Consider the following 22,228-nt stretch of genomic DNA (forward strand, 5'->3'; position numbering starts at 1 on the left):
AGTCGGCGTGGAAGAGCTCCTCCTCCCCCAGTCACAGGCGGCGAACGAACGGCTGCACGCCCTGATCCCCGGCGGCGCGCACACCTACGCCAAGGGCGACGACCAGTACCCCGAGAACCTGGCCCCGGTCATCAGCCACGGCCGTGGTGCGCACGTGTGGGACATCGACGGCAACCGCTACGTCGAGTACGGCTCCGGCCTGCGGTCGGTCAGCCTCGGCCACGCCCACCCACGCGTGACCGAGGCGGTGCGGCGGGAACTCGACCGCGGCAGCAACTTCGTCCGGCCGTCCATCGTGGAGGTCGAGGCCGCGGAACGCTTCCTGGCCACGGTGCCGACCGCCGAGATGGTGAAGTTCGCGAAGAACGGCTCCGACGCCACCACCGCCGCGGTGCGCCTCGCCCGCGCCGCCACCGGGCGCCTGCGGGTGGCCCTCTGCGCCGACCATCCGTTCTTCTCCGTCGACGACTGGTTCATCGGCACCACGCCGATGTCCGCCGGTGTTCCGGCGGCGACCAACGAGCTCACCGTGGCCTTCCCTTACGGGGACCTGGCCGCCACGGAGGAGTTGCTCACCCGGTACCAGGACGAGGTCGCCTGCCTGATCCTCGAACCCGCCACCCACACCGAGCCGCCGCCCGGGTATCTCGCCGGCCTGCGCGAGCTGGCCGACCGGCACGGCTGCGTACTGGTCTTCGATGAGATGATCACCGGCTTCCGCTGGTCCGAGGCGGGCGCCCAGGGCCTGTACGGCGTCGTCCCCGACCTCTCCACGTTCGGCAAGGCGCTGGGCAACGGGTTCGCCGTCTCCGCGCTGGCCGGGCGCCGCGAGCTGATGGAGCGGGGCGGGCTGCGTCACTCCGGCGACCGGGTGTTCCTGCTGTCCACCACGCACGGTGCGGAAACTCATTCGCTGGCCGCCGCGATGGCCGTGCAGACCACCTACGTCGAGGAGGGCGTCACCGCGCAACTGCACGCCCTCGGCGAGCGGTTGGCCGCCGGTGTCCGCGACGCCGCGGCCGCCATGGGTGTCGGCGACCACGTCGTCGTCCGGGGCCGGGCGAGCAACCTGGTCTTCGCCACCCTCGACGAGAACCGGCAGCCGTCGCAGCAGTACCGCACCCTGTTCCTGCGCCGGCTCCTCGCGGGCGGGGTGCTGGCCCCGTCGTTCGTGGTGAGCAGCGCGCTCAGCGACGCCGACATCGACCACACCGTGGACGTGGTGGCCCAGGCATGTGCGGTGTACCGGAAGGCACTGGACGCCGCCGACCCCACCCCCTGGCTGGGCGGGCGACCGGTGAAGCCCGTGTTCCGCCGCCTGGCGTGACGTGACGTCAGCGGCGCTCCCGCCGACCGGCGTCGGCCATCCGGTCGACCAGCCACGCGGTCGCCGGTACCACCGCCAGCGCGGTGCACCAGCCGCCGAGGGCGTCGGTCGGGTAGTGCGCGCCCAGGGCGACCTGCGCCCAGCCCATGGCGGCGCCGGCAACCAGCGCCGCGGCGAGCACGAGTGACGTGCCGGCCGTCCTGCCGAGGCCGAGCCGGCCGGTCGCGAGCAGCGCCACCACGAGGGCGAGCGCGGTGAGGAAGGCGGTGTGCCCGCTCGGGTAGGACAGGTTGCCGTCGCCGTGGATGGTGCGTCCCACCAGGGGCTTGAGCAGCTTCGTCGTCGCCACGGTCATCCCGGCGCCGGCGACGACGAGCACCGCCCCGCGAGGACGCCGAAGCAACAGACAGCCCGTCACGGTGGCCGCGACCAGCGTCGCCGCTCCCACGGGCTCACCCAGGAAGTCCGTGGCCAGAGCGACGTACCGCCACGGTGGCTCCACACCGTCCACCGCCGTCCAGATCCGCGCGTCCACCATGCCGGGCTTGCTGTCGTCGGCATGGAGGACCCCGAGCACGACGACCACCAAGGCGGCGAGGGCCGCAATCAGCCCGAGCCACCCGCGCAGCGATGGGGGCAGCACCGCGGGCGACGACCGGCCGGTCACACGCCCACCGCGTCCGGTCGACCTGCGGTCCTCTGCCGTGATCGGTAGATGGTGTTCCGGATCTTGACTGCTTGAGGACTGCCCGGCCTGCTTTCGGTGACCTTCTTGTCTGCCATGCGCAGCAGTGGTTCATGTCCCGGTCCCCGTGGGACCACGAGCCGGTCAGCGACCGGCGGATCGACCTGCTGATGCCCGCGCCGGCGACCGCGCCCCACGACGACGGGGCGTTGTTTCCGGACGACTCCGGTGACCGTAAGTCCGGGCACGCCACGGCCTACGTCGACTCCCTCGGCCGGGCGAGCCGCTCTGCGGTTCGGCGCCGAGCGCTCGCCCATACGGCGCAGGTGTCGGAGCTCCGGGACGCCGGTCAGGACTTCGGCTCCTGGCTGAGCTGGCGCTGAAGGCTGCATGTGAGGTGCTCCGCCATGGCTTCCGCGGCACAGTCGGGCTTGCGGCGCAGGATCGCACGTACGACACGTTCGTGTTCGGTCAGCGTCGGGTCGTCGGCGCTCCTGACACTCCTGAGTCGAAAGACATGCAGATGGGAATGGAGCCGCTCCACCGCGTCGGCGAGAAGTGTACGTTGCGAGGCCACTGCGATCGCGTCGTGAAAGCGCTGGTCGAGAGCTGCGAAGTCGCGGTAGTCCGCGTACCGCCCCGTCGGCCCCGGGTGAGTCTGCATCTCCTCCACAAGCCGCTCGATGGCGTCGAGTTGCTCCTCGGTGGCGTTGCGGGCGGCGAGCGCCGCCGCTCTCGGTTCCAGGAGGAGCCGCATCTCGAAGAGTTCCTCGAGGCCCTCGCGAGTCAGCAACTCGGTCGCCCGGTGCCCGGAGAGCGACCTCTTCACCACGAGTCCGTCCGACTCGAGCCTGGCAAGCGCCTCACGGACGGGCGTCGGCGAGACACCGAGAGCACGCGACAGCGCCTCGATCCCCACGCGTGCACCAGGAGCGATCTCATGGTCCATGACCATGGCCTTGATCTGCTCGTAGACACTGTCCGAAAGGACCTGGCGGCCAGGACCGGCGGATTGGCTTCTTCCTTCGGACTCCAGGGTCCCGGCAGAGGAACTGTCATGCGGTGGCATCCGTTCTCCTGCTCCTGCTGCTCCAGGGTTGTCGGGACGGGATCAGTTTACCGAGGTGAGAACGCCGCCTGGCGCCGCCTCGGTTGCGGCGAAGACCTGCCCCTGCCACTCCCGGTGGGCTCCAGGCATCGGCGGCGTCACGGCACGCGCAGCCGGTAGGCCCGCACGGCCGTGCCGCCGAAAACGCCGACCCGGTCGTCCACGCTGAGCCCGGCCGTCAGAGCACGGGCCGCCCCGAGCACCTCCGCGTAGTCGGCGGCCACCGAGCACACGGGCCAGTCGGAGCCGTACATGACCCGGTCCGGTCCGAAGGCGGCGAGGACCGTCTCTGCGAAGGTCACGTCCCCGAGGCCGTACTCCTTCTTCGCGGCGGCCCCCGCCGTCTTCCAGGGCTGGAAGTACGGATGGGCACCGCCGGGCACGAGGGCGACCTTGGCGCCCGACCCGTCGGCCAACTCGGCAGTGCCCGTACCGGCCTTGCCGGATGCGGGGGTCTGGGCCTGAGTATCCGAGGACGCATCGGAGGACTTGATGGCGCAGGCCGCCGCCGTCAACCCCCCTGACCGTACGATCGATGACGATCGCCTCGACACAGCAGCTCACAGCCTCGCAAGACAGTCGATCAGAAGTGACGCAGACACACCAGAACCGGTCACGTCGATCCACCGATCAGCATCATCGACTCGGATTGAGTCCCAGAATCGTATAGGAAATCAATGCAGCGGCATCCCGAGTCCTGCGCCAAGTGCTGACCGGTATACGGGCGGGTGCGCAAGCCCCAGCTCGTGGCCGGCTGCACCCACACTGCCTGGGACGTCGGCACCGAGCTGCGCCATGCCGGCCCCGACGAGCTCATGGGCCTACTCGGCAGGCGTCGACTCCCTGAATCGTGCCGCCAGTTCACTGCGAGAGCGCATGCCGAGCTTGGAGTAGATATGAGTCAGGTGGTACTGCACGGTCTTGACCGAGATGAACAGCTCCAGCGCGGCCTGCTGGTTGGTGGCCCCCGCAGCGACCAGCCGTGCCACGGCCTGCTCCTGCGGGGTGAGCCGGGCCATGCCAGAAACGGCACGGGGGATGTGCAGACCGCCCGCCTGCAACTCACGTTCGCAGCGCTCGACGTACGTACGAGCGCCCAAGGTGGCATAGGCGTCACTCGCGTTCTTCAGGACGCTGTCGGCCTCGCGCCGCTTGCCGGCGCGGCGCAGGGTCTGGCCGTAGGCGAAGTTGACCCGGGCGCGGTCATACGGGAGAGGAAGGTTCTCGAGGTGGACGAGGGCCTGCTCGAACTCCTTGCGGGCGCCGTCGATGTCACCACGCGCGGCGGTGAGCCGGCCGCGGGCCAGGCCCAGGCGCGCCATCGCGGAGCGGCGGCCGCGGCGCATCGCCCGTTCCTCGTTCGGGGCGAGGAAGGTGTCGGCCTCGTCGAGGCGGCCGGTCATCACCAGTGCGTTCGCGTAGAGGTCCGGCCAGGGCCAGAACCCGGGCTCGTCGATCGACTCGCGTGAGGTGAGCTGGACCACCGGGGAAAGGGCCTCGACGACGCGTTCGTAGTCGCCACGGGCCTCGGCGACCTGGGCGCGGGCCAGACAGGACGGGACCAGCATGACCTCGTAGTGATGGCGGTCGGCCGCCGCCTCTCGCACATGCTGGTCGGCCGCCGCCCAGTCCCCGCGCAGAGCGCTGATCTGAGCGCCGGTCCAATGCACCAGGGGACGGACCAGTTCGATGCGGACTTCCGTGAGTCTGGCCGCGGCGCGCTGCGCCGTCTCCAGCGCCTCCGGCCACGCCCCCAGCGCGAACTGGGTGCGGGCCAGCCAACCCTGCGCCCACAGCGAGATACGGGTGGATCCCATCCGGTAGCCCGTCGGGACGGCAGCCTCCAGCCTGCGGCGGGCATCCTCCGGTCGGTCCATCGCCAGGTCGATCCAGCCTCGGCCGACCTGGAAGCGCTGCGGCTGGGCTCCGCGGGGCAGTTTCGCGGCGGCCGCCTCGTACGCGGCCAGGGCCTCCTCGGAACGACCCGTCATCGCGAGTCCCAAGCCCAGCACGGCCTCCGCCTCGATGCCCGACGGGTCGTCCGTCCTCGCCAGCTCCAGTGCCCTGCGGGCCCAGGAAACCAGATCGCGGCCGTCCCAACGGCCCAGGGCGTGCAGCACCCGGCGCTGGCAGATCCTGGCCATCAGGTCCTTCTGACGCTGTGTGTCGCAGCGTTCCTCGGCATCGGTCAGGAAGGCCTCGGCCTCCGAAGGACGTCCGCGCATGATGGCCAGATAGGCGAGGACCACATCTCGCAGGGTGCCTGCGGGGAAGCTCTCCAGCTCTGCGGCGAACGCGGCGGCCTGGGGTACGTCCCCGGCTCCGATCATCGCGTCGACGGCACGCAGCAGTCGGTCCTCCCGCGGACCGCGCCCGGTGCTCAGCCTGCCGGCGCGGACGAGAGCGTCGGCGACGGCAGACCACTCTCCTGCTGAAGCGCGCTCGCCGGCATACCGGTCGAGTTCGTCTGCGAGCGTCTCGTCGGCCGTCGTGGTGGCGGCCACCCGGTGGCCGAGCTGCCGTCCGTGGTTGTCGGTGATCTCCGCCGCACGGCCGTGCAGCTCGGCACGCCGGGTCAGTGCGATGCCGGTCAGGACTGCGGCGCGGACGAGCGGGTGGGTGAAAGTCAGCTGGGCGCGCCCGGAGTCGATGGTGGCGGTGAGCAGGCCGGCCGCTCGCGCCTCGTCCACCGCGGCCAGGGGCTCGTCGAGGCCGGCCAGTTCGGCGGCTTCCGCGAGGGAGGCGTCGTCGCCGAGAACCGAGCAGACCTCCACCAGGTGCTGGGCGTTTTCACCACAGTGGGTGAGCCGGTGGTGGACGGCCGCGGCATAGCGGGCCGGCGCGGGGAGTTCGGGACGCCAGTCCTGCCAGGTCTCCGTGGGCAGCTCCCGCAGCAGTTGTGCAACGTACCGGGGAGTGCCCCTGGTGTGGCGGCACAGATGCCGTGCCGTGGGCAGGTCCAGAGCGAGGCCGTGGACCTCACGAGCGAGGGTCCTGACGTCCTGGGGACTCAGCGGCCCGGGCCGTACGGCGTCGCCCTGGCAGCCGTCGAGGAACTCCAGGGTCTGCAGGACCGACAACGGCAGTCCCTCGGGCGCCGGTCCCACCTCGTACAGCTCGCCCGGCTCGTCCCGCGCGACCAGGACGACGAGCACCCGCTCCGTGGACATCCTGCGCAGCGCCGACCGGATGGCGCGCAGGCTCTCCACGTCGGCCCAGTGGGCGTCGTCGACGACCACGATCACCGGTTGCCGCTCCTGCCGGGCCGCCCACTGGCGCCCCAGCAGGCGGCCGGTGTCGAGCACGGCCTCGGGTGCCGTGGCGTCGGGCAGGGCGGTGCCGTTGCCGTGGAGGAGTTGGCCGGCGATGCCGAGCGGCAGGTCGCACTCCCAGGACGCCCCGGCGACGTGCAGCACCTCCGCGTCGGATCCGTGCCGGGCGAGGACGTGCTCGACGAGTGCCGTCTTGCCGATGCCCGCCGGGCCCCCGACCACGACCAGCCCGGGGCGGCCGGAGCGGGCAGCGTCGATCGCGCGGGCCAGCGCGGCGACCTCGCCGACCCGCCCGATCAGGCTTCGCTGCAGCTCAGGGCGGTTATTCATGTGCCAGCACGCTAGCACCACCACCGGTCAGGGCCCCCGGAGCGGAGGCCTCGGGGGCGCGGGCGGATGCGGCGGCCCGGCGCGGGACGAGGATGGTCACCAGCGTGCCGAGGACGGCGACGCCGGCGAAGACGTGGAAGGCGTACGCAGGAGGCAGCCCCGCGCCCATGAGGGCCCCGCCGACCACGGGACCGCCGATGCCGCCGATCCGACCGAACCCGGCGCACCAGGCGACTCCGGCGGCGCGGGCCACGGTGTCGTAGTAGTGGGACACGAAGCCGTAGATCAGCACCTGGGTGCCGATCGTGCCCACACCGGCGACCGCGACCAGGAACAGGAGCACGCCGAGCGGCAGGCCCAGCGTCAGCAGGGCCAGGGAGACGGCGGCCAGGACGAACGTCGTGGCGATCACCCGCTGCGGGCCGAACCGGTCGGCGACCCGTGAGGCGGTCAGGCCGCCGAGGATGGCCCCGCCGTTGAGGGTGAGAAGGAAGACCAGCGAGAACGACTTGCCGTAGCCGGCCTGGCCCATGATCTCCGGCAGCCAGGTGTTCAGGGCGTAGGTGAGCAGCAAGGCGGAGCAGCTCGTCAGGCCCAGGAGGAGGGTGGCCAGGGCGTAGCGGCGGGTGGCGAGGGCGGCGAAACCGACCTTGGCCTGCTTCTCGGACGGGTCCGGTGCCGCCTCGGGCAAGGGAACTCCCGTGCGTTCGGAGACCTGACGGGCCCGTGCGGTGTGGCCGCGGGCCTGCAGCCACTTCGGCGACTCGGGCAGCCGCACCAGGGCGACCGGCAGCAGCACGACCAGCGGCGCGGCACCGAAGAGGAACAGGGCACGCCAGCCATCGCCGTCGGAGGCGAGCAGCGCCAGCAGGGCCGCGAGGACGCCGCCCGCGGGGACACCGGAGTAGACGATCGCGTTGTAGACGTTACGGCGGTGGGGCGGGGCGAACTCGGCGATCAGGGCTCCGACGGTGGCCACCAGCGCGCCCACCCCGATGCCGGTGAGGAATCGCAGGACGCCGAACACGGTGAGGTCGGTGACGAATGCGCTCAGTCCCATGGCGACCGAGAACCACACGATGCCGGTCAGCATGATCCGCCGCCGCCCGATGTGGTCGCCGACAGCACCGGCGATCAGGGCGCCGACCATGACGCCGATGAGAGCGTACGAGCCGAGGGCGCCGGCCTGGGCCACGGTCAGTGTGCCGAGCTGGCCCGGGTCGCGCAGGAGGACGGGGACGACGGTGCCGTAGACGACGAGGTCGTAGCCGTCGAAGACGAGGGCGACCGTGGCGATGGCGACGATCCAGCGCAGCGTGGCGCGGTGCCGTGGGTCGGTGGCTCTGTGTTCCTGAGCGGTGCCGTGCTCCTGAGTGTTCATTGAGGGGACCCCATGTTCGTGTGAGCGGATGGGTGTGCTCCGCTGGCCGGGCCGCGTGAAGGGGAGGTGGCCGGGCAGCGGCGTACTGGGGTGGGGTTCAGCGGTCAGCCGAGGTCGCCGCCGCCTACGGGGAGCACCGTGCCGGTGATGTAGGAGGCCTCGTCGGAAGCGAGGAAGCAGATCGCGGCAGCCTGCTCCTGCGGGGTGCCGTAGCGCTTGAGCAGCGAGGAGTCGATGGTCTGGTCGACGATCCGCTGGTACCAGGCCTTCTCCTGCTCGGTCCGGGGAGCGGGTCCCCGGCCCACCCGGCGGGGCGGCGCTTCCGTGCCGCCGGCCGCGGCGGCGACGACCCGGATGCCGTACGGGGCGGCCTCCATGGCGAGGGAAGCGGTGAGGGCGTTGACGCCGCCCTTGGCCGCCGAGTAGGGGATGCGGTGGATGCCGCGGGTGGCGATGGAGGAGACGTTGACGATCGTGCCGGAGCGCTGCTCGATGAGGTGGGGCAGGACGGCACGGGTGGTCCAGAGGGTCGGGAAGAGGGACCGCTGGATCTCGGCCTGGATCTCGTGGGGTGCGTAGTGCTCGTAGGGCTTGGCCCGGATGGTGCCGCCGACGTTGTTGACGAGGACGTCGATACGGCCGAGCAGTTCGAGGGATTCGGCGATGGCGGACTGCGCGCCCTGGTACGTCTCCAGGTCGGCGAGGACGGCGTGGCCCTTGAGGTCGTCGGCGGCTTCCCGGACGGTCTCCGATCGGTCCACCAGGACGACCTCGGCGGACTCGGCCACGAGCCGGCGGGCGACTGCGAGGCCGATGCCCTGCGCGGCTCCGGTCACCACGGCCCTTTTGCCGGCGAACCTCTCCCTGTGCGCGATCATGCCGCCTCCGCCGTCTCGCGCACGGCGGCCGGGGTGAACTTCTCGTAGTGGAAGCTCGCCGGGGTCACGCCGAGCGACGCGAGGTGGGCGCGTACGGCCTCGACCATGGCGGGCGGGCCGCACAGATAGACGTCCGTGTCTCCGTCGTGGAGGGTTTCGGAGTCCATCAGCCCGGTGACGAAGCCCTTGTTGCAGGCGGTGCTTGCCGGGTCGGCCACGCAGTGGTCGAAAGTGAAGCCGGGGATGACGTCGGCGTAGTCCTCCAGGGTGTCGAGGTGGACGAGGTCCTGGTCGGATGTGACGCCGTAGAGCAGGTGGACGGGGTGGCCGGGCGGCTGCTGGGCCAGCTGTTCCAGCATCGAGAGCAGCGGCGCCAGGCCGGTGCCGCCCGCCAGCAGCAGGGTGGGGCGGGTGAGTTCACGCAGGTAGAAGCTGCCCATCGGGCCGGTGAACTCCAGGCGATCGCCGACCCGGGCGCGCTCGGTGAGGTAGCCGGACATCGCCCCGCCCTCGACGATGCGGACCAGGAAGGAAAGGTGCCGCTGACCCGGTCCTGAGCTGAACGAGTACGAGCGGGTGTGGTCGGTGCCGGGCACGGCGACGTTGACGTACTGGCCGGGCAGGAAGTCGAATGCCTCCCGGTTGTCGGCGGAGAGCGTGAACTCCACGGTGGTGTCGGAGTGGCGCTTGATGTCGACGACGGTGGCGGTGTGGGTGGCAGCGCCGGTCTTGGCGGCCGCGGACGATGACGGGATGCGCAGCACGAGGTCGCTGTGCGGGGTCATCTGGCAGGGCAGGCAGTGACCGGCCGCCGCCTCGTCCTCCGACAGTGCCTCGTCGATGTAGTCGCCGCCGTCGTAACTGCCGGACTCGCACAGCGACTTGCAGGTGCCGCAGGCGCCGTCGCGGCAGTCGAGGGGGATATTGATCCGGGCCTTGTACGAGGCCTCGGCGACCGTCTCGTCCGGTCGGCACTCGATGAACCGGGTGATGCCGTCCTCGAAGTTCAGGGCGACCTGGAAGGACATACGGGAGCTCATTTCGAGAGGTTCAGACGTGGTAGATGTCGACGACGTGGTGCACGTAGTCGTTCTTCAGGACCACCTTCTTGCGGGTGATCAGCGGTTCCGGTCCGGAGACGTCGAGCGTGTAGAACGAGGTGCCGAAATACGTGTCGACCGTCTGGTAGCGGTAGTAGAGCGTGAACCAGTTGAAGCGCACCTCCACCACATCGCCGTCGCGGCTCGTGATCTCGACGTTGGTGATGTTGTGGCCGGTGCGCGGCTCGGGCAGGCTCGTGGCGCTCGAGCGGTCGGTGCGGATGCGGAAGACGCGGTCCTCCAGGCCGGCCCGGCTCGGGTAGTAGACCAGGGAGATCTCGCGCTGCGGGTCGCGGGTGAGCTCGTCGTCGTCGGCCCAGGCCGGCATCCAGAACTCGGCGTCCGGGTGGTAGCACTCCAGCCACTTCTCGAACTCGCGGTCGTCGAGGTAGCGGGCCTCGCGGTAGAGGAACTGGCGGACGCCTTCGAGAGTCAACTCATCCATTGCCGTGGTCACTTGGTCACCTCCAGAGCCTCACGCAGGGTCTGCGCCCAGTAGCCGTGCTGGATGGGGTAGAGCCCCTCGTCCTCGGTGCGCACACCGCTGGCGATCGGGTTGATGCCGATCTTCTTGGCGTCCTCGTCAGGGCCGTCGATCTGGTGCACTGCGCCCCGGCTGAGGTCGTTCCACGGCATGGACTCGGCCAGGTAGGTCTTCTGGCAGGAGCGGAACTCCTCCAGGTCGTCCGGGGTGGCCATGCCGGTGGCGTTGAAGAAGTCCTCGTACTGCCGGATACGGCGGGCCCGGTCCTCGGCCGGCTCGCCCTTGGGGGCGATGCAGTAGATGGTGACTTCGGTCTTGTCGACGGAGATCGGCCTGAAGTGCCGGATCTGCGAGCTGAACTGGTCCATCAGGTAGACGTTCGGGTACAGGCACAGATTGCGGGAGACACCGATCATCCAGTCGGCCTTCTCCGCCCCGAACTCGGCCGCCAGCTCGTCCCGCTTCTCGTACAGCGGACGGTTGGCGGGGTCGAGCCACTTCGTCCACAGCAGCAGATGGCCGTGGTCGAAGGAGTAGAAGCCACCCTTCTGCCTGGACCAGCCGCCCGCGTCCATCGTCTTGGCGTCGTTCTTCGACTCGCCCGACGTACGGCGCGCCTGGGTCGCGGCGTAGTTCCAGTGCGTGGCTGAGACGTGGTAGCCGTCGGCGCCGTTCTCCGCCTGGAGCTTCCAGTTGCCGTCGTAGTGGTACGTCGACGACCCGCGCAGCACCTCCAGGCCCTCTGGCGACTGGTCGACGACCATGTCGATCACGACCGCCGCGTCACCGAGGTGCTCACGCAGCGGCTTGACGTCCGGGTTGAGACTGCCGAACAGGAACCCGCGGTAGCTCTCGAAGCGGGCGACCTTCCTCAGGTCGTGCGAGCCGTCGGTGTTGAACTGCTCCGGGTAGCCGGCCTCGCGCGGGTCCTTCACCTTCAGCAGCTTCCCGCTGTTGTTGAACGTCCAGCCGTGGAACGGGCACGTGAAGGTGGTGCGGTTGTCGGTCTTCCGGCGGCACAGCATCGCGCCGCGGTGGCTGCACGCGTTGATCAGGCAGTGCAACTCGCCCTGTTTGTCCCGGGAGATGACGACGGGCTGGCGGCCGATGTACGTCGTGAAGTAGTCCCCGATCTCCGGGATCTGACTCTCGTGGGCGAGATAGACCCAGTTCCCCTCGAAGATGTACTTCATCTCCAGCTCGAAGAGCTCCTCGTCGGTGAAGACACTCCGCCGGACCCGGTACACACCGTTGTCCGGGTCCTCCACGAGGGCGTCTTCGAGGATGGTCCGCGCACGGCTGAAGTCCTCCGCCATGATCCCGTCCCTTTCGCCTCGACCGAGCCGTCCGACCTGCTCGGCGATGTCGTTGCCATTGCTTTTCAGCACCATGACAGTGCGGTGAAGAGTCGGCCCCAGGCATTCCCCCAGGGTTGACCCAGGGGGGTATTGATATCTCGATCGTCTCAATATGCTGGAACCAGATATTTGTGGGATATCGGGTCCGCTGCCTACGCTGAAGCGCATTCGAGGGCCCCGGAATCGAAAGGGGCAGCCCGATGGAGCTCAGGCATCTTCGGTATTTCCTGGCCGTCGCCGAGACCCGGCACTTCGGGAAGGCCGCACAAGCCCTGCACATGGCCCAGCCCCCGCTCTCCCAGGCGATCCGTCGCCTGGAGACGGAACTGGGCGTGGACCTTTTCATCCGCACCACCCGGCAGGTCGCCCTGACCGGCGCCGGCGAGGTGTTCCGCACCGACGTGGAGCGCATCCTCAAGGCCGTCGACGAGGCGGCGGCGAGGGTCGGTCGCTTCGCCTCCGGGGTGGAGGGGGTGCTGCGGGTCGGCCTGACGGGCTCCGCCTCCTACCGCCAGCTGCCGGTACTCGCCCGGCTGCTCAAGCACGAAATGCCCCACGTGATGATGGAGGTGCACACCGAGATGCTCACGCCCGCCCAGGAGCTGGGGCTGATCGAGCGGCGTCTCGACGTCGGCATGCTGCGCCCGCCGATCCGGCAGGAAGGCCTCGCCCATCGCCCGCTGGCGAACGAGCCGCTGATCGTCGCCGTACCCGAGGAACACTGGCTCGCCGAGGCCGACACCGTCCGGGTCGAACAGCTGCGCCACGAGGACTTCATCATGTACGGCGCCACGCTCGGCTCCGTCGTCAACGACGCCGTGGTCCGCAGCTGCCTCGCCTCCGGCTTCTATCCGCACTGCGCGTACGAGATCACCGAGACCTCGGCCGCCCTCGCGCTGGTCGCCGCCGGCCTGGGCATCGCCGTCCTGCCGGACTCCGTTCGCTCCGCGCCCCGCGAGGGAGTGATGTGCAAGGAGATCGAGGGAGCGCTGACCGTGCCGCTGGTGCTGGCCTGGCGCGCGGACGACGAGTCGCCGCTGCTGCGGAATCTGCTGGGTGTTCTCGAGCGGAACGACGTGTTTATCGAAGGACTTGAAGGAGTGGCATGAAGATCGTCCAGGTGGAGGCAATTCCCTTTGCCATTCCTTATGCGAAACCGCTGAAATTCGCGAGCGGCGAAGTGCGCACCGCCGACCACGTTCTGATCCGAGTGCACACCGACGACGGGATCGTCGGAACGGCCGAGGCACCACCCCGCCCGTACACCTACGGGGAGACCCAGGAGTCGATCATCGCGGTGATCGGCAAGATCTTCGCGCCGCAACTTCTGGGTCTGTCGGCGCTGGAGCGGGAGGCAGTGCACGCGCGGCTGGACCGGACGGTGGGCAACCCGACCGCCAAGGCGGCGCTCGACATGGCCCTGTGGGACGTCCTCGGCCAGGCCGCCGGGATGTCGGTGTCCGGGTTGCTCGGCGGCTACACGGACCGCATGCGGGTCAGCCACATGGTCGGCTTCGCTCCGGCCGAGGAGATGGTGGCGGAGGCCGAACGGATCCGGGACACGTACGGCGTCACGACCTTCAAGGTGAAGGTCGGCCGGCAGCCCTATACGGAGGACGTGGCGGCCTGCCGGGCGCTGCGCGCGGCCCTCGGCGGCGACGTGGAGCTCTACATCGACGGCAACCGCGGCTGGACGGCCTCCGACTCCGCACGAGCGCTGCGCGAGATGGCCGACCTGGGGCTGACCTTCGCCGAAGAGCTCTGCCCCGCCGACGATGTCCTGGGCCGCCGCTGGCTGGTCGCCCAGAGCCCGGTCCCCTTCATCGCCGACGAGAGTGCCACCCGCCCGGCGGAGGTGACCCGCGAACTCCTGGGCGGCTCCGCCACAGCCATCAGCATCAAGACCGCCCGCACCGGTTTCACCGCCTCCCAGCGCGTGCTGCACGAGTGCGAGGGACTGGGCGTGGAGGTCGTGATGGGCAACCAGATCGACGGCCAGATCGGCACCTTGTGCTCGGTCGCCTTCGGCGCCGCGCACCGCTCCTCCTCGCGCCAGGCCGGCGAGCTGTCCAACTTCCTCGACATGACCGACGACCTCCTCACCGAACCGCTGACCATCGAGAACGGCACGCTCCGCATCCGTGAGGGCGCCGGACTCGGCATCGACATCGACTCCGACAAGCTGGCGCGCTACCGCCAGGATCGCTGACGAGCCGTCAAGAACTCATCCGCAGAACTCATCCAAGGGACGGGACGACCATGACCGACACCACCATCGAGCAGGCCACCGCAGCCGCGTCGGGAGCCGCCGCCACCGAGCAGTTCCGCTCCAAGCAGCGGACGGATGCGGCCGACGTCGACACCAAGCGTGTCGACACGCTGGTCTCCGAACTCCTCGCCGCCGCGCACGACATCATGCGCCGTCACAAGGTGACGTACGCCGAGTACGACGTGCTGAAGTCCTGGCTGATCCAGGTCGGCGAGGACGGCGAGTGGCCGCTGTTCCTCGATGTGTGGCTGGAGCACGTCGTCGAGGAGGTCGCGAACGAGAACCGCGAGGGCAGCAAGGGCACCATCGAGGGCCCCTACTACGTTCCCGACGCCCCGCGTCTGCCCGCCGAGGCGAAGCTGCCGACGCGCAAGACCGAGGAGGGCACCCCACTCCTCTTCCAGGGCCAGGTGACGAGTGTGGACGGCGCGCCGCTGGCGGGCGCGCTCGTCGAGATCTGGCACGCCGACAACGACGGCCTCTACTCACAGTTCGCGCCCGGTCTGCCGGAGTGGAACCTGAGGGGCGCGGTCGTCGCCGACGACACCGGCCACTTCTGGATCCACACCATCGAGCCGGCTCCGTACCAGATCCCCACGGACGGCTCCTGCGGCAGGCTCATCGCCGCCGCGGGCTGGCACGCCTGGCGCCCCGCCCACCTGCACCTGAAGGTCTCGGCCCCGGGACATCAGCTCATCACCACCCAGCTGTACTTCAAGGGCGACAACCACGTCGCCGACGACATCGCCTCCGCCGTGAAGCCGGAACTCATCCTCGACCCCGGCCCGGCGGCGGACGGCAGCGGCCGCGAGGTCACGTACGACTTCGTCCTCGACAAGGCGTGATGAACGGTGCTGTTCGCAGTACGCATGGACGTCGACATTCCGCGCGACCTCGCCCCTGAGGTCCGCGCGGACCTGCTGGCCCGCGAGAAGGCCTACTGCCAGGACCTGCAGAAGTCCGGTGAGTGGGTGCACATCTGGCGGTGCGTCGGGCAGTACGCCAACATCAGCGTCTTCGATGTCGCCGACAACGAGGCACTGCACCGGATCCTGTGGAACCTGCCGCTCTTCCCCTACATGAAGGTCGAGGTCACTCCCCTGGCACAGCATCCCTCGGATCTGGCGGCCGCGTGATGGACAAGGTGGTCGCCACAGCCACTGAGGCGGTGGCCGACGTGCCGGACGGCGCGTCGCTCGCGGTGGGCGGTTTCGGGCTGAGCGGTGTGCCGAACGTGCTGATCCGGGCGCTGTACGAGCGCGGTGTCGCAGGCTTGAGTGTGGTCTCCAACAACTGCGGGGCGATGGAGACCGGGTTGGCAATCCTGCTGGCCGCCGGACGGATCGACCGGGTGATGGGTTCCTGCATCGGGGCGAACAAGGAGTTCGCCCGTCAGTACCTGGCCGGGGAGCTGGAGGTGGAGCTGATCCCGCAAGGCACGCTTGCTGAGCGGCTGCGAACGGGCGGGGCCGGTGTCCCCGCCTTCTACACCCCGGCCGGGGTGGGGACGCAGGTCGCCGAGGGCGGGCTGCCATGGCGCTACGACGGTGACGGCGGGGTCGCGCTGGCGTCGCCGTGGACGGCGTCATCGCCAAGACCGACGCCAAGCTGACCGTCGCGGAGGACCTGCTGTGAACCCCGTTTACATCGTCGACGCGGTCCGCACCCCGATCGGCCGCTACAACGGCGGCCTGGCCTCGGTGCGCCCCGACGACCTGGGCGCCCACGCCATCCGTGAACTCCTCGCCCGCACACCGGAGTTGGACCCGCCCCGCATCGAGGACGTCTGCTTCGGCAACGCCAACGGCGCCCACCTCCGTACCGGGTGCCGCGGCGCCATCGCCCTCGGCCACCCCCTCGGCGCCTCCGGTGCCCGTCTCGTCGGCACCATGGCTCACCAGCTCGCCCGCCGGGGCAACGGCACCGGCATCGCCGCCCTCTGCATCGGCGTCGGCCAGGGCCTTGCCCTCGTCCTCGAACGCCAGTAATCCCCAGGAGCCGCTGTGCCCACACCACACGTGCTGAACCACCACCTGGTCGGTCCGGCCGACGCACCGCCGTTGGTCCTCGGCCCGTCCCTGGGCACCTCCAAGGCTGTCTGGGAACCCCAACTGCCCTCCTTGGCTCGCCGTTTCCGGGTCCTGCGCTTCGATCTGCCCGGACATGACGGTTCCACCACCGGGCTGCTGCGCGATCCCAAGCCCGGATGCACGACGGTCGAGGACCTCGCGTCCTTGGTGCTCGAACTCGCCGACCACCACGGCTGGGACCGCTTCCACTACGCGGGCATCTCCCTGGGCGGAGCCATCGGCGCCCACCTGGCGGCGCACCACTCCGAACGTGTCGCGTCCCTGGCACTGGTCTGCTCCTCCGCGCACTTCGGGGCGGCGCAACCCTGGCACGAGCGCGCGGAACTCGTACGGCTCAAGGGCACCGCTCCCCTGCTGGTGACCAGCCCGAACCGCTGGTTCGCCACCGCGGAGATCGCCAAGACCTCCTTCGGCCGCAGACTGATCGGCAATCTCGCCGAGACCGACCCGGTCGGCTACGCGGCCTGCTGCGATGCCCTTGCTTCGTACGACCTACGCCCCGGCCTGGCCAGGATCATCGCGCCCACCCTCGTCGTCGGGGGCTCCCACGACGTGGCGACTCCTGTGGAGCACGCCCGGGAACTCGCGGCGGGCATCCCGCATGCCGTCCTGCAGGTCATCGGCTGCGGACACCTCGCCGCCGAGCAGCCCCAGGCCCTGCAGGCCGCGCTCGCCTCTCATCTGCCCGCCTCCCCCGCCGGGGACGTATCGAACTTCCCTTTGAATCCTTGAGCAGATAGCACGACGCCTTCGCCCCACTCAAGTCCTGGCGCCTACCACGAAAGGCACGCTGTTCAACCAACCATAAAAGGAGTGCGGGCGTTCGAGCTGGTGAGGTACGTTTCTGCCTGTTCGAAGGGGGACCAAGTGGCGAAGCTGAACCAGATCATCGCTGTCGAAAAGGGTGTCAAGAGCAAGTCGCTCCAGGACATCACCGTGGCGCACCACAAGGTGCAGAAGCCCGCGCTGCTGGCCGGTATCTCGCGTACGTACCAGCCGAAGGACGAGGAGGGCGAGCAGCTGCCGCCGGAGTCCACGCGCGTGCAGGTGCAGGCAGAGGACGTGCTGCGTGAGATGTCCGCGTCGCTGACCCGGCTGTTCGACGTGACCGCCACGAAGGACTGGGCCAACTGCACGGCGCGCGCCGACGTCACGGTCGACGGGCGGGCGATCGTCGCCGACGTTCCGGTCAGCTACCTCCTCTTCCTGGAGAAGCAGCTCACCGACCTGCACACCTTCGTCAAGAAGCTCCCCACGCTCGATGCTGCCGAGTCCTGGTCCCACGATCCGTCCACGGACTGGTGGAAGACGGACCCGGTCCGCACGATCCGCACGAAGAAGGTCCCGCGCAACCACGTCAAGGCGGAGGCGACCGACAAGCACCCGGCGCAGGTCGAGGTGTACTACGAGGACGTGCCCATCGGCTACTGGACGACCGTGAAGTTCTCCGGGGCGCTTCCGGCGCGGCGGGTCAATGAACTGGTGGAGCGGGTCGAGAAGCTTCAGCAGGCCGTGAAGTTCGCCCGCGAGGAGGCCAACGGTACAGAGGTCACCGACCAGCGGGTCGGCGACGCGGTGTTCGGCTACCTGTTCGGCTGACGCCGGCCACGGGTAGCATCCACGATCGCCCCCGCGTGCGAGCGCGGGGGTGCGCAACAGGCGCGGGCCGGATTGAGGACCGGTTCGCGCGATGAGCGCAAGCTGACACTGAAGTTCAGCCTGAAGAAGCGGTGACAGTGAAGGTTCGAGTCCTTCCCCCGGCATCACGACACCCATCCGGGCCGGGGTAGCCCAACATGGCAGAGGCAGCCACGATCAATCTCAGACTCTCGCTCCAGTCTCAGCATCGCCGCCGATCGCCGGATCGACCGAGGCCGGACGAACGCCGTCGGATGCGAGTTCGACTCTCGCCTGCACCTCTTGCGCGGTGCGGTAGTTCAAAGGAAGAACACGACGGCATGATGACTGATCCGTCCTCTTAAACGCCGCCGGCGTGCGCAATTGGGTGGCATCCCCAGGGGCCCGGGAGCTGGATACGACTCCCGGGCTCCGCCACGTTCCGGCTGCGCCGGACAGGGCGCTTCGTCAGCACCAACGGGTGCGGGGACAGTTCCAGTCGAACCGCTCCGGGTCTGATGGAGTCCCCCGCCTGCCCCGGCAGCATCGCCGCACCTACGCCGCAGACCTTCGACGCGGCCTCCCCACCGATACGTGGAGTCGGCTTCGGAGTCGACCACCAAACTTCGGTGGTCGTGCACCGCGGTGATGCGGCACCTGGAGGCGACGGCGATCGATGACGCCCCGGACCTGTTCGAGGTGCTGATGGCGACGAGGCTGATCAGCACCACGAAGCGGGCCACGGACAAGGAACGCCTGTCCACCCTGCCGCAGCCGGAGAAGGCGTCGAGGATCGTGGCCAGGGCCTCGAAGGTGTTCATCGAGGAGCTGGAGCTGCTGGAAGAGACCGGCCGCGATGTCGAGGTGGCCGCGCTGTGGAGGACGCTGGAGGAGGTCGCGCCCCGGGCCGCGCTGTCCAGCGCGGCGGCCACGGTGGTCAGCCTGGTCCCAGAGGACGCCGACTCGGCGATGGACCGGCCGCCCAGGTATGCGGCGCGCACGGCAGCGGCCTTCGCTGCCGTGACAACCGGGCGGCCGCCCTTGTTGCCTTTGGCTTCGGCGGCGCGTAGTCCGTCGTGCGTCAGCTCCCGTTGGAGGTCCCGCTGGAGTTCGCCGGCGGCGGCGAGGGTCTGCACCATGAACTTCACGGTGGACAGCAGTTCTCCGGTACGCGGGTGGCGTGCGGTGAGGTCCATGGCGGAGAACGCGCCGTCGTGGATACGCAGGGCGACTGACCAGGGCAGATGCCCGTCAGGCGCCCTTCTGGGCGCGCACCTGAACAGCGAGTCGAAACACGCGGCTTCGCCGGCTCCAGGGCGTGCTCGTCGTCGATGGCCCGGAGAAGTGGGCCCCGGTGCCGGGGCGGGTTGTCGCCCCGGCACCGCCGCGTCACTCCTCGCCGCGCAGCCGGGCCGCCAAGGAGATCAGCGGCTCGGTCTCCTCGGTGTGGCCCAGGGCGGTCAGGCTGGAGACCGCCGCGTCGAGGCGGGTGAGGGCGGGGGCGGGGCGTTCCAGGTAGATGCCCTCCACCGCACCCGCGAGGCGGACGCACTCGGCCCATTCGCCGGCGCGGTCGTCATCCGGTCCCGGCTCGCCGAGCAGGGCGAGGGCCTTCTCCAGGGCGGCCAGGGCGTCCTCGTACTCGCCGGCGTAGGCGTTGACCCGCCCGTGTTCGTAGGCCAGGGCGGTGTCCAGGGAGCGGCCGTGGGCCTCGTATGCGGCGGCGCGGGCCTCTTCGGCGATCCGGCCGGCGTCGGCGAGGTAGGCAAGGGCGTCGGCCAGGCCGTCGGGGCCCTGATTCTGGGCCTGGAGGCGGGCGAGTTCGCGCAGGCAGTTGCTGAGCTGCTCGTAGCGCGGGGCCCGGGCGTGGGCGGCGAGTGCCTGGTCCGCGGCCTCACGGGCCCGGCCGAACTCAGCGGACTCGCCGAGGAGTACGGCCGTCTCCGCGGCGATCATGGCGTGGCTGCCCGGGTCGTCGTCCCAGCCGGCCGACTCGGCCGCGAGGGCGACGAGCTCCGCCGTGGCGGCCTTGAGGTCCTCCCCCGCGTGCAGCGCGCGGGCGCGGGTCAGGCGCAGCTGGGCGACGAGCCGGTCGTCCATCTCCCCGGCGGCGACGTCCGGTTCGGCCAGCAGCGAGTCGAGCAGAGCGATGCAGTCCTCGACACGGCCCAGGTCGAGGCTGAGCTGGGCCGCGTTGCTGTAGGTGCAGAACGCGTCTGTACGGCTGCCGTGGCGAAGGTCCAGCTCCGCCGAGCGCGTCAGGTGCCGCAGCGCCTCGTCGGGGCGGCCCAGGTGCATGCAGACCTCGGCGAGTTCACCGTGGAGACGGGCGGTGTCGACCGTGTCGGCCGGCCAGTCGGTGGCGAGCCGCAGAGCCTCCGTCAGGTCCGCGTGCGCGGTCTGCGCGGCCCGGAGGCCGAGCTGGAGCCGGGCGCGCAGTCCGAGCGTGCGGGGCAGGTGCCAGGCGGGGCCGTGCGCCTTCAGCCGGTCGAGGAGGGCGTCGATCTCGGTGGCGGCGGTCGGCAGGTCGCCGGAGATGGCGTACGTGCCGGCCCGCAGCAGCAGGGCGCCGGAGATCTGCCCGACGATGTCGTGCCGGGTGGCGAACGCGTGCAGCAGGTCCACCTCGGCGAAGGCGGCAGCGGCGTGCTCCTCGCTCCCCGAGGTCTGCAGGCGCAGGCCGAGCGCGGTCGCCCTCATCCGCAGCAGGCGGGACTCCTGGTGCGGGGCGAGGCCGGGCGTCTCCTCCTGCAGGCGGACCATGGACGCGTGGGCGGCGGTCAGCGCGGCGGCCTTCGCCTCGGCCCTTTCCGCGCCCTCGGCGGGGATCTCGGCGGTGGCGAACAGGGCAGCGGCGCGGGCGACCGCGGCATGACCCGGCAGGCCGGCGTCGTCGTACAGGGCCGCGGCCTCCTCGTAGAGGACGGCGGAGTCGGCGAACTCGTCCTTGTCGCCCGCCCGGCTCGCCTCGTCGGCCAGCAGGTCCGCGCGCAGTTGTACGAGCGGGCCCACGTCGGGATCGTCGGGGTGGGTGTAGTCGCGGGCGGCGACGAGCGTACGCAGTCGCGCCCAGCAGGCCCGTGCGTCCGGATGGCCCTGCTCCTCCAACCTCCTTGTCTGAAGGATGAGTTCGGGCAGCGACTCGGGGACGGCGGCAGCCGTGCGGGCAGCGGAGGTGGCAACCGGGGCGGCCGGGGCCACGTCGTCGAGGCCGCGGGTGCGCAGGGTCAGTTCCAGCGCGTCCAGGAGCGGGGCACGGTCGAGGCGGGCCCTGCGGCGGTCGGTGTGGGCCGTGGTTCCGTTGCGGGCGTCGAAGCGGGCGGCGAGGTCGTCGGCGCGGCCGCGCACCTCGGCGCGCAGGCCCGCCACCGTCCAGGTGCGGCCCGCGTACCCGGCGGCGGGCAGTTCGCCGTGGCCGAGGAGCTCGACGCGCTGGAGGAGGACCTCCACGCCGGTGAGGAAGCCGAGCAGGTCCAGCGGCGAGTCGACCTCGTCGAAAAGGCTCCGGTTCTCGGCGAGCAGTTCCAGGCCGCGTGCCTCGTTGCCGGTCAGCGCGCAGAACTCCAGGTGCCGGCCGACCTCTTGGGACATCGAGGGGTTGCGGCGGCAGCTGCGGTAGCCGACGAGGTGCAGTTCGCGGGCCCGGTCGGTGCGGCCGGTGCGCAGCAGGGGCAGCAGCGCGTACGAGACGGAGCGGGCCGGCTCCTCCTGGCAGGACTCCTTCCCGGCCAGGACGGGCTCCCAGGCGCTCAGCGCCCGCTCGTCGTCGCCCGCCGCGAGGTGGTACAGGGCGCGTTCGCAGATCTCGCAGGCCTCGCAGTCGCTGAGCCGGGTGCGGGTGCGGCCCGCCCACAGTTCGTAGGCGAGGGTGGTGTCCTCGCCGACGTGGGCGGCGAGCTGGTACGCCTGTCCGTAGTAGGGCTGGAGGCCGAGACCGGCCTTCTCGTACCGGTCGCGCATCTCCGTCAGCCACTGGCGCAGGCTGGCCAGCGGTATCTCGGGCAGCTGGCGCAGGGCGTGGCCCACCCACTTGAAACGCCAGAACAGCATGTGGCGCAGGCGGTCGTCGAAGACGTCGGGCTGCTCGTCGAAGAGGGTGAGCAGGCGGGCGAAGACGACGGGCGACTTTCTGGGTTCGGAGCCGTAGGTGTAGGCCTCCTGGAGTTCGAGGAGCGCGTGGACGAGCGGGACGGGCTCCGCGAACTGCTCGGCGGCGTCGACGAGTTCCTCGGCGGTGACGGTGCGGGTGCGGCCGTAGGGGCGCCGGTCGTTCTCCTGGAGCGCCTGGTACAGCTCGTCCGTGTTCTGGGGATGGGGTGCGGTGGGCAT

Annotated in this window: 19 protein-coding genes and 3 pseudogenes; 12 read left to right on the top strand and 10 right to left on the bottom strand. The window is 70.3% G+C overall.

Annotated features, from left to right (window positions below):
• Nucleotides 1-7 precede the first annotated feature (7 nt).
• Nucleotides 8-1,327: a glutamate-1-semialdehyde 2,1-aminomutase gene (locus ACFV7R_RS30240; protein ID WP_385269065.1), complete on the top strand. Its 1,320-nt coding sequence runs from the start codon at nt 8-10 to the stop codon at nt 1,325-1,327.
• A 7-nt stretch (nt 1,328-1,334) separates the two neighbouring features.
• Here ACFV7R_RS30240 and ACFV7R_RS30245 read toward each other — a convergent pair whose 3' ends face one another.
• Nucleotides 1,335-1,994: a phosphatase PAP2 family protein gene (locus tag ACFV7R_RS30245; protein ID WP_385269067.1), complete on the bottom strand. Its 660-nt coding sequence runs from the start codon at nt 1,992-1,994 to the stop codon at nt 1,335-1,337.
• Nucleotides 1,995-2,125: 131 nt separating this feature from the next.
• On the opposite strand from ACFV7R_RS30245, the gene ACFV7R_RS30250 reads away from it, so the two are divergent.
• The gene (locus tag ACFV7R_RS30250) at nt 2,126-2,395 is read left to right on the top strand and encodes a hypothetical protein (RefSeq protein ID WP_385269069.1); all 270 of its coding nucleotides are present in this window, start codon (nt 2,126-2,128) and stop codon (nt 2,393-2,395) included.
• Here ACFV7R_RS30250 and ACFV7R_RS30255 read toward each other — a convergent pair.
• The 8 genes from ACFV7R_RS30255 to benA all read right to left on the bottom strand — a co-directional run bounded on the left by ACFV7R_RS30255 (nt 2,362) and on the right by benA (nt 11,956).
• A complete protein-coding gene (locus ACFV7R_RS30255; RefSeq protein ID WP_385269071.1) occupies nt 2,362-3,081 on the bottom strand; it encodes a GntR family transcriptional regulator in 720 nt (239 codons plus the stop codon). The genes ACFV7R_RS30250 and ACFV7R_RS30255 overlap by 34 nt on opposite strands.
• Before the next feature lie 137 nt (nt 3,082-3,218).
• On the bottom strand, nt 3,219-3,635 hold the full coding sequence (locus ACFV7R_RS30260) for an amidohydrolase family protein (RefSeq protein ID WP_385269073.1): 417 nt from the start codon (nt 3,633-3,635) through the stop codon (nt 3,219-3,221).
• A 306-nt stretch (nt 3,636-3,941) separates the two neighbouring features.
• Nucleotides 3,942-6,722 (bottom strand): AAA family ATPase, encoded by a 2,781-nt coding sequence (locus ACFV7R_RS30265; RefSeq protein ID WP_385269075.1) that lies wholly within the window; start codon nt 6,720-6,722, stop codon nt 3,942-3,944.
• The gene (locus tag ACFV7R_RS30270) at nt 6,715-8,103 is read right to left on the bottom strand and encodes an MFS transporter (protein WP_385269077.1); all 1,389 of its coding nucleotides are present in this window, start codon (nt 8,101-8,103) and stop codon (nt 6,715-6,717) included. The genes ACFV7R_RS30265 and ACFV7R_RS30270 overlap by 8 nt, the downstream gene beginning before the upstream one ends.
• A 104-nt stretch (nt 8,104-8,207) precedes the next feature.
• Nucleotides 8,208-8,981 carry a 1,6-dihydroxycyclohexa-2,4-diene-1-carboxylate dehydrogenase gene (locus ACFV7R_RS30275; RefSeq protein ID WP_385269079.1) on the bottom strand — a complete coding sequence of 258 codons (774 nt, stop codon included), beginning with the start codon at nt 8,979-8,981 and terminating at the stop codon, nt 8,208-8,210.
• Nucleotides 8,978-10,021, bottom strand: a complete 1,044-nt coding sequence (gene benC / locus ACFV7R_RS30280) for a benzoate 1,2-dioxygenase electron transfer component BenC (protein ID WP_385269081.1) — start codon at nt 10,019-10,021, stop codon at nt 8,978-8,980. Before benC ends, ACFV7R_RS30275 begins: the two co-directional genes overlap by 4 nt.
• Before the next feature lie 10 nt (nt 10,022-10,031).
• The gene (gene benB, locus ACFV7R_RS30285; RefSeq protein ID WP_385269082.1) at nt 10,032-10,538 is read right to left on the bottom strand and encodes a benzoate 1,2-dioxygenase small subunit; all 507 of its coding nucleotides are present in this window, start codon (nt 10,536-10,538) and stop codon (nt 10,032-10,034) included.
• A complete protein-coding gene (gene benA, locus ACFV7R_RS30290; protein ID WP_385269084.1) occupies nt 10,535-11,956 on the bottom strand; it encodes a benzoate 1,2-dioxygenase large subunit in 1,422 nt (473 codons plus the stop codon). Before benA ends, benB begins: the two co-directional genes overlap by 4 nt.
• Nucleotides 11,957-12,123: 167 nt before the next feature.
• On the opposite strand from benA, the gene ACFV7R_RS30295 reads away from it, so the two are divergent.
• From ACFV7R_RS30295 to ACFV7R_RS30340, 10 genes and pseudogenes are all read left to right on the top strand, one after another.
• Nucleotides 12,124-13,032: a LysR substrate-binding domain-containing protein gene (locus ACFV7R_RS30295; RefSeq protein WP_385269086.1), complete on the top strand. Its 909-nt coding sequence runs from the start codon at nt 12,124-12,126 to the stop codon at nt 13,030-13,032.
• Nucleotides 13,029-14,132 carry a mandelate racemase/muconate lactonizing enzyme family protein gene (locus tag ACFV7R_RS30300; protein ID WP_385269088.1) on the top strand — a complete coding sequence of 368 codons (1,104 nt, stop codon included), beginning with the start codon at nt 13,029-13,031 and terminating at the stop codon, nt 14,130-14,132. The genes ACFV7R_RS30295 and ACFV7R_RS30300 overlap by 4 nt, the downstream gene beginning before the upstream one ends.
• A 50-nt stretch (nt 14,133-14,182) precedes the next feature.
• Nucleotides 14,183-15,037 carry a catechol 1,2-dioxygenase gene (gene catA, locus ACFV7R_RS30305; protein WP_385269090.1) on the top strand — a complete coding sequence of 285 codons (855 nt, stop codon included), beginning with the start codon at nt 14,183-14,185 and terminating at the stop codon, nt 15,035-15,037.
• A 6-nt stretch (nt 15,038-15,043) separates the two neighbouring features.
• Nucleotides 15,044-15,328: a muconolactone Delta-isomerase gene (gene catC, locus ACFV7R_RS30310; protein WP_385269092.1), complete on the top strand. Its 285-nt coding sequence runs from the start codon at nt 15,044-15,046 to the stop codon at nt 15,326-15,328.
• Nucleotides 15,328-15,768, top strand: a pseudogene (locus ACFV7R_RS30315) (CoA transferase subunit A); the annotation flags it as partial. The gene catC and the pseudogene ACFV7R_RS30315, both read left to right, overlap by 1 nt.
• 55 nt (nt 15,769-15,823) lie before the next feature.
• Nucleotides 15,824-16,003: pseudogene (locus tag ACFV7R_RS30320) on the top strand (3-oxoadipyl-CoA thiolase); the annotation flags it as partial.
• A gap of 78 nt (nt 16,004-16,081) precedes the next feature.
• Nucleotides 16,082-16,180 carry a hypothetical protein gene (locus ACFV7R_RS30325; RefSeq protein WP_385269182.1) on the top strand — a complete coding sequence of 33 codons (99 nt, stop codon included), beginning with the start codon at nt 16,082-16,084 and terminating at the stop codon, nt 16,178-16,180.
• A gap of 15 nt (nt 16,181-16,195) precedes the next feature.
• Nucleotides 16,196-17,014, top strand: coding sequence for an alpha/beta fold hydrolase (locus ACFV7R_RS30330; protein WP_385269094.1), 819 nt, complete (start codon nt 16,196-16,198; stop codon nt 17,012-17,014).
• A gap of 135 nt (nt 17,015-17,149) precedes the next feature.
• Nucleotides 17,150-17,881 (top strand): hypothetical protein, encoded by a 732-nt coding sequence (locus tag ACFV7R_RS30335; protein WP_385269096.1) that lies wholly within the window; start codon nt 17,150-17,152, stop codon nt 17,879-17,881.
• A gap of 657 nt (nt 17,882-18,538) precedes the next feature.
• Nucleotides 18,539-18,868, top strand: a pseudogene (locus tag ACFV7R_RS30340) (Tn3 family transposase); the annotation flags it as partial.
• A gap of 420 nt (nt 18,869-19,288) precedes the next feature.
• Here the strand turns inward: ACFV7R_RS30340 and ACFV7R_RS30345 are convergent.
• Nucleotides 19,289-22,228 (bottom strand): hypothetical protein, encoded by a 2,940-nt coding sequence (locus ACFV7R_RS30345; protein WP_385269098.1) that lies wholly within the window; start codon nt 22,226-22,228, stop codon nt 19,289-19,291.

The organism is Streptomyces sp. NPDC059866, from assembly GCF_042731325.1.
Classification (GTDB): domain Bacteria; phylum Actinomycetota; class Actinomycetes; order Streptomycetales; family Streptomycetaceae; genus Streptomyces; species Streptomyces flavusporus.

Bases quoted from the DNA above. Each gene is read 5' to 3' on its own strand.
- ACFV7R_RS30275 (WP_385269079.1), bottom strand. From the start codon at position 8,981: ATGATCGCGCACAGGGAGAGGTTCGCCGGCAAAAGGGCCGTGGTGACC.
- ACFV7R_RS30255 (WP_385269071.1), bottom strand. From the start codon at position 3,081: ATGCCACCGCATGACAGTTCCTCTGCCGGGACCCTGGAGTCCGAAGGA.
- ACFV7R_RS30295 (WP_385269086.1), top strand. From the start codon at position 12,124: ATGGAGCTCAGGCATCTTCGGTATTTCCTGGCCGTCGCCGAGACCCGG.
- ACFV7R_RS30300 (WP_385269088.1), top strand. From the start codon at position 13,029: ATGAAGATCGTCCAGGTGGAGGCAATTCCCTTTGCCATTCCTTATGCG.
- benC (WP_385269081.1), bottom strand. From the start codon at position 10,021: ATGAGCTCCCGTATGTCCTTCCAGGTCGCCCTGAACTTCGAGGACGGC.
- catA (WP_385269090.1), top strand. From the start codon at position 14,183: ATGACCGACACCACCATCGAGCAGGCCACCGCAGCCGCGTCGGGAGCC.
- ACFV7R_RS30345 (WP_385269098.1), bottom strand. From the start codon at position 22,228: ATGCCCACCGCACCCCATCCCCAGAACACGGACGAGCTGTACCAGGCG.
- ACFV7R_RS30325 (WP_385269182.1), top strand. From the start codon at position 16,082: ATGGCTCACCAGCTCGCCCGCCGGGGCAACGGCACCGGCATCGCCGCC.
- ACFV7R_RS30250 (WP_385269069.1), top strand. From the start codon at position 2,126: ATGTCCCGGTCCCCGTGGGACCACGAGCCGGTCAGCGACCGGCGGATC.
- ACFV7R_RS30270 (WP_385269077.1), bottom strand. From the start codon at position 8,103: ATGAACACTCAGGAGCACGGCACCGCTCAGGAACACAGAGCCACCGAC.
- ACFV7R_RS30265 (WP_385269075.1), bottom strand. From the start codon at position 6,722: ATGAATAACCGCCCTGAGCTGCAGCGAAGCCTGATCGGGCGGGTCGGC.
- benA (WP_385269084.1), bottom strand. From the start codon at position 11,956: ATGGTGCTGAAAAGCAATGGCAACGACATCGCCGAGCAGGTCGGACGG.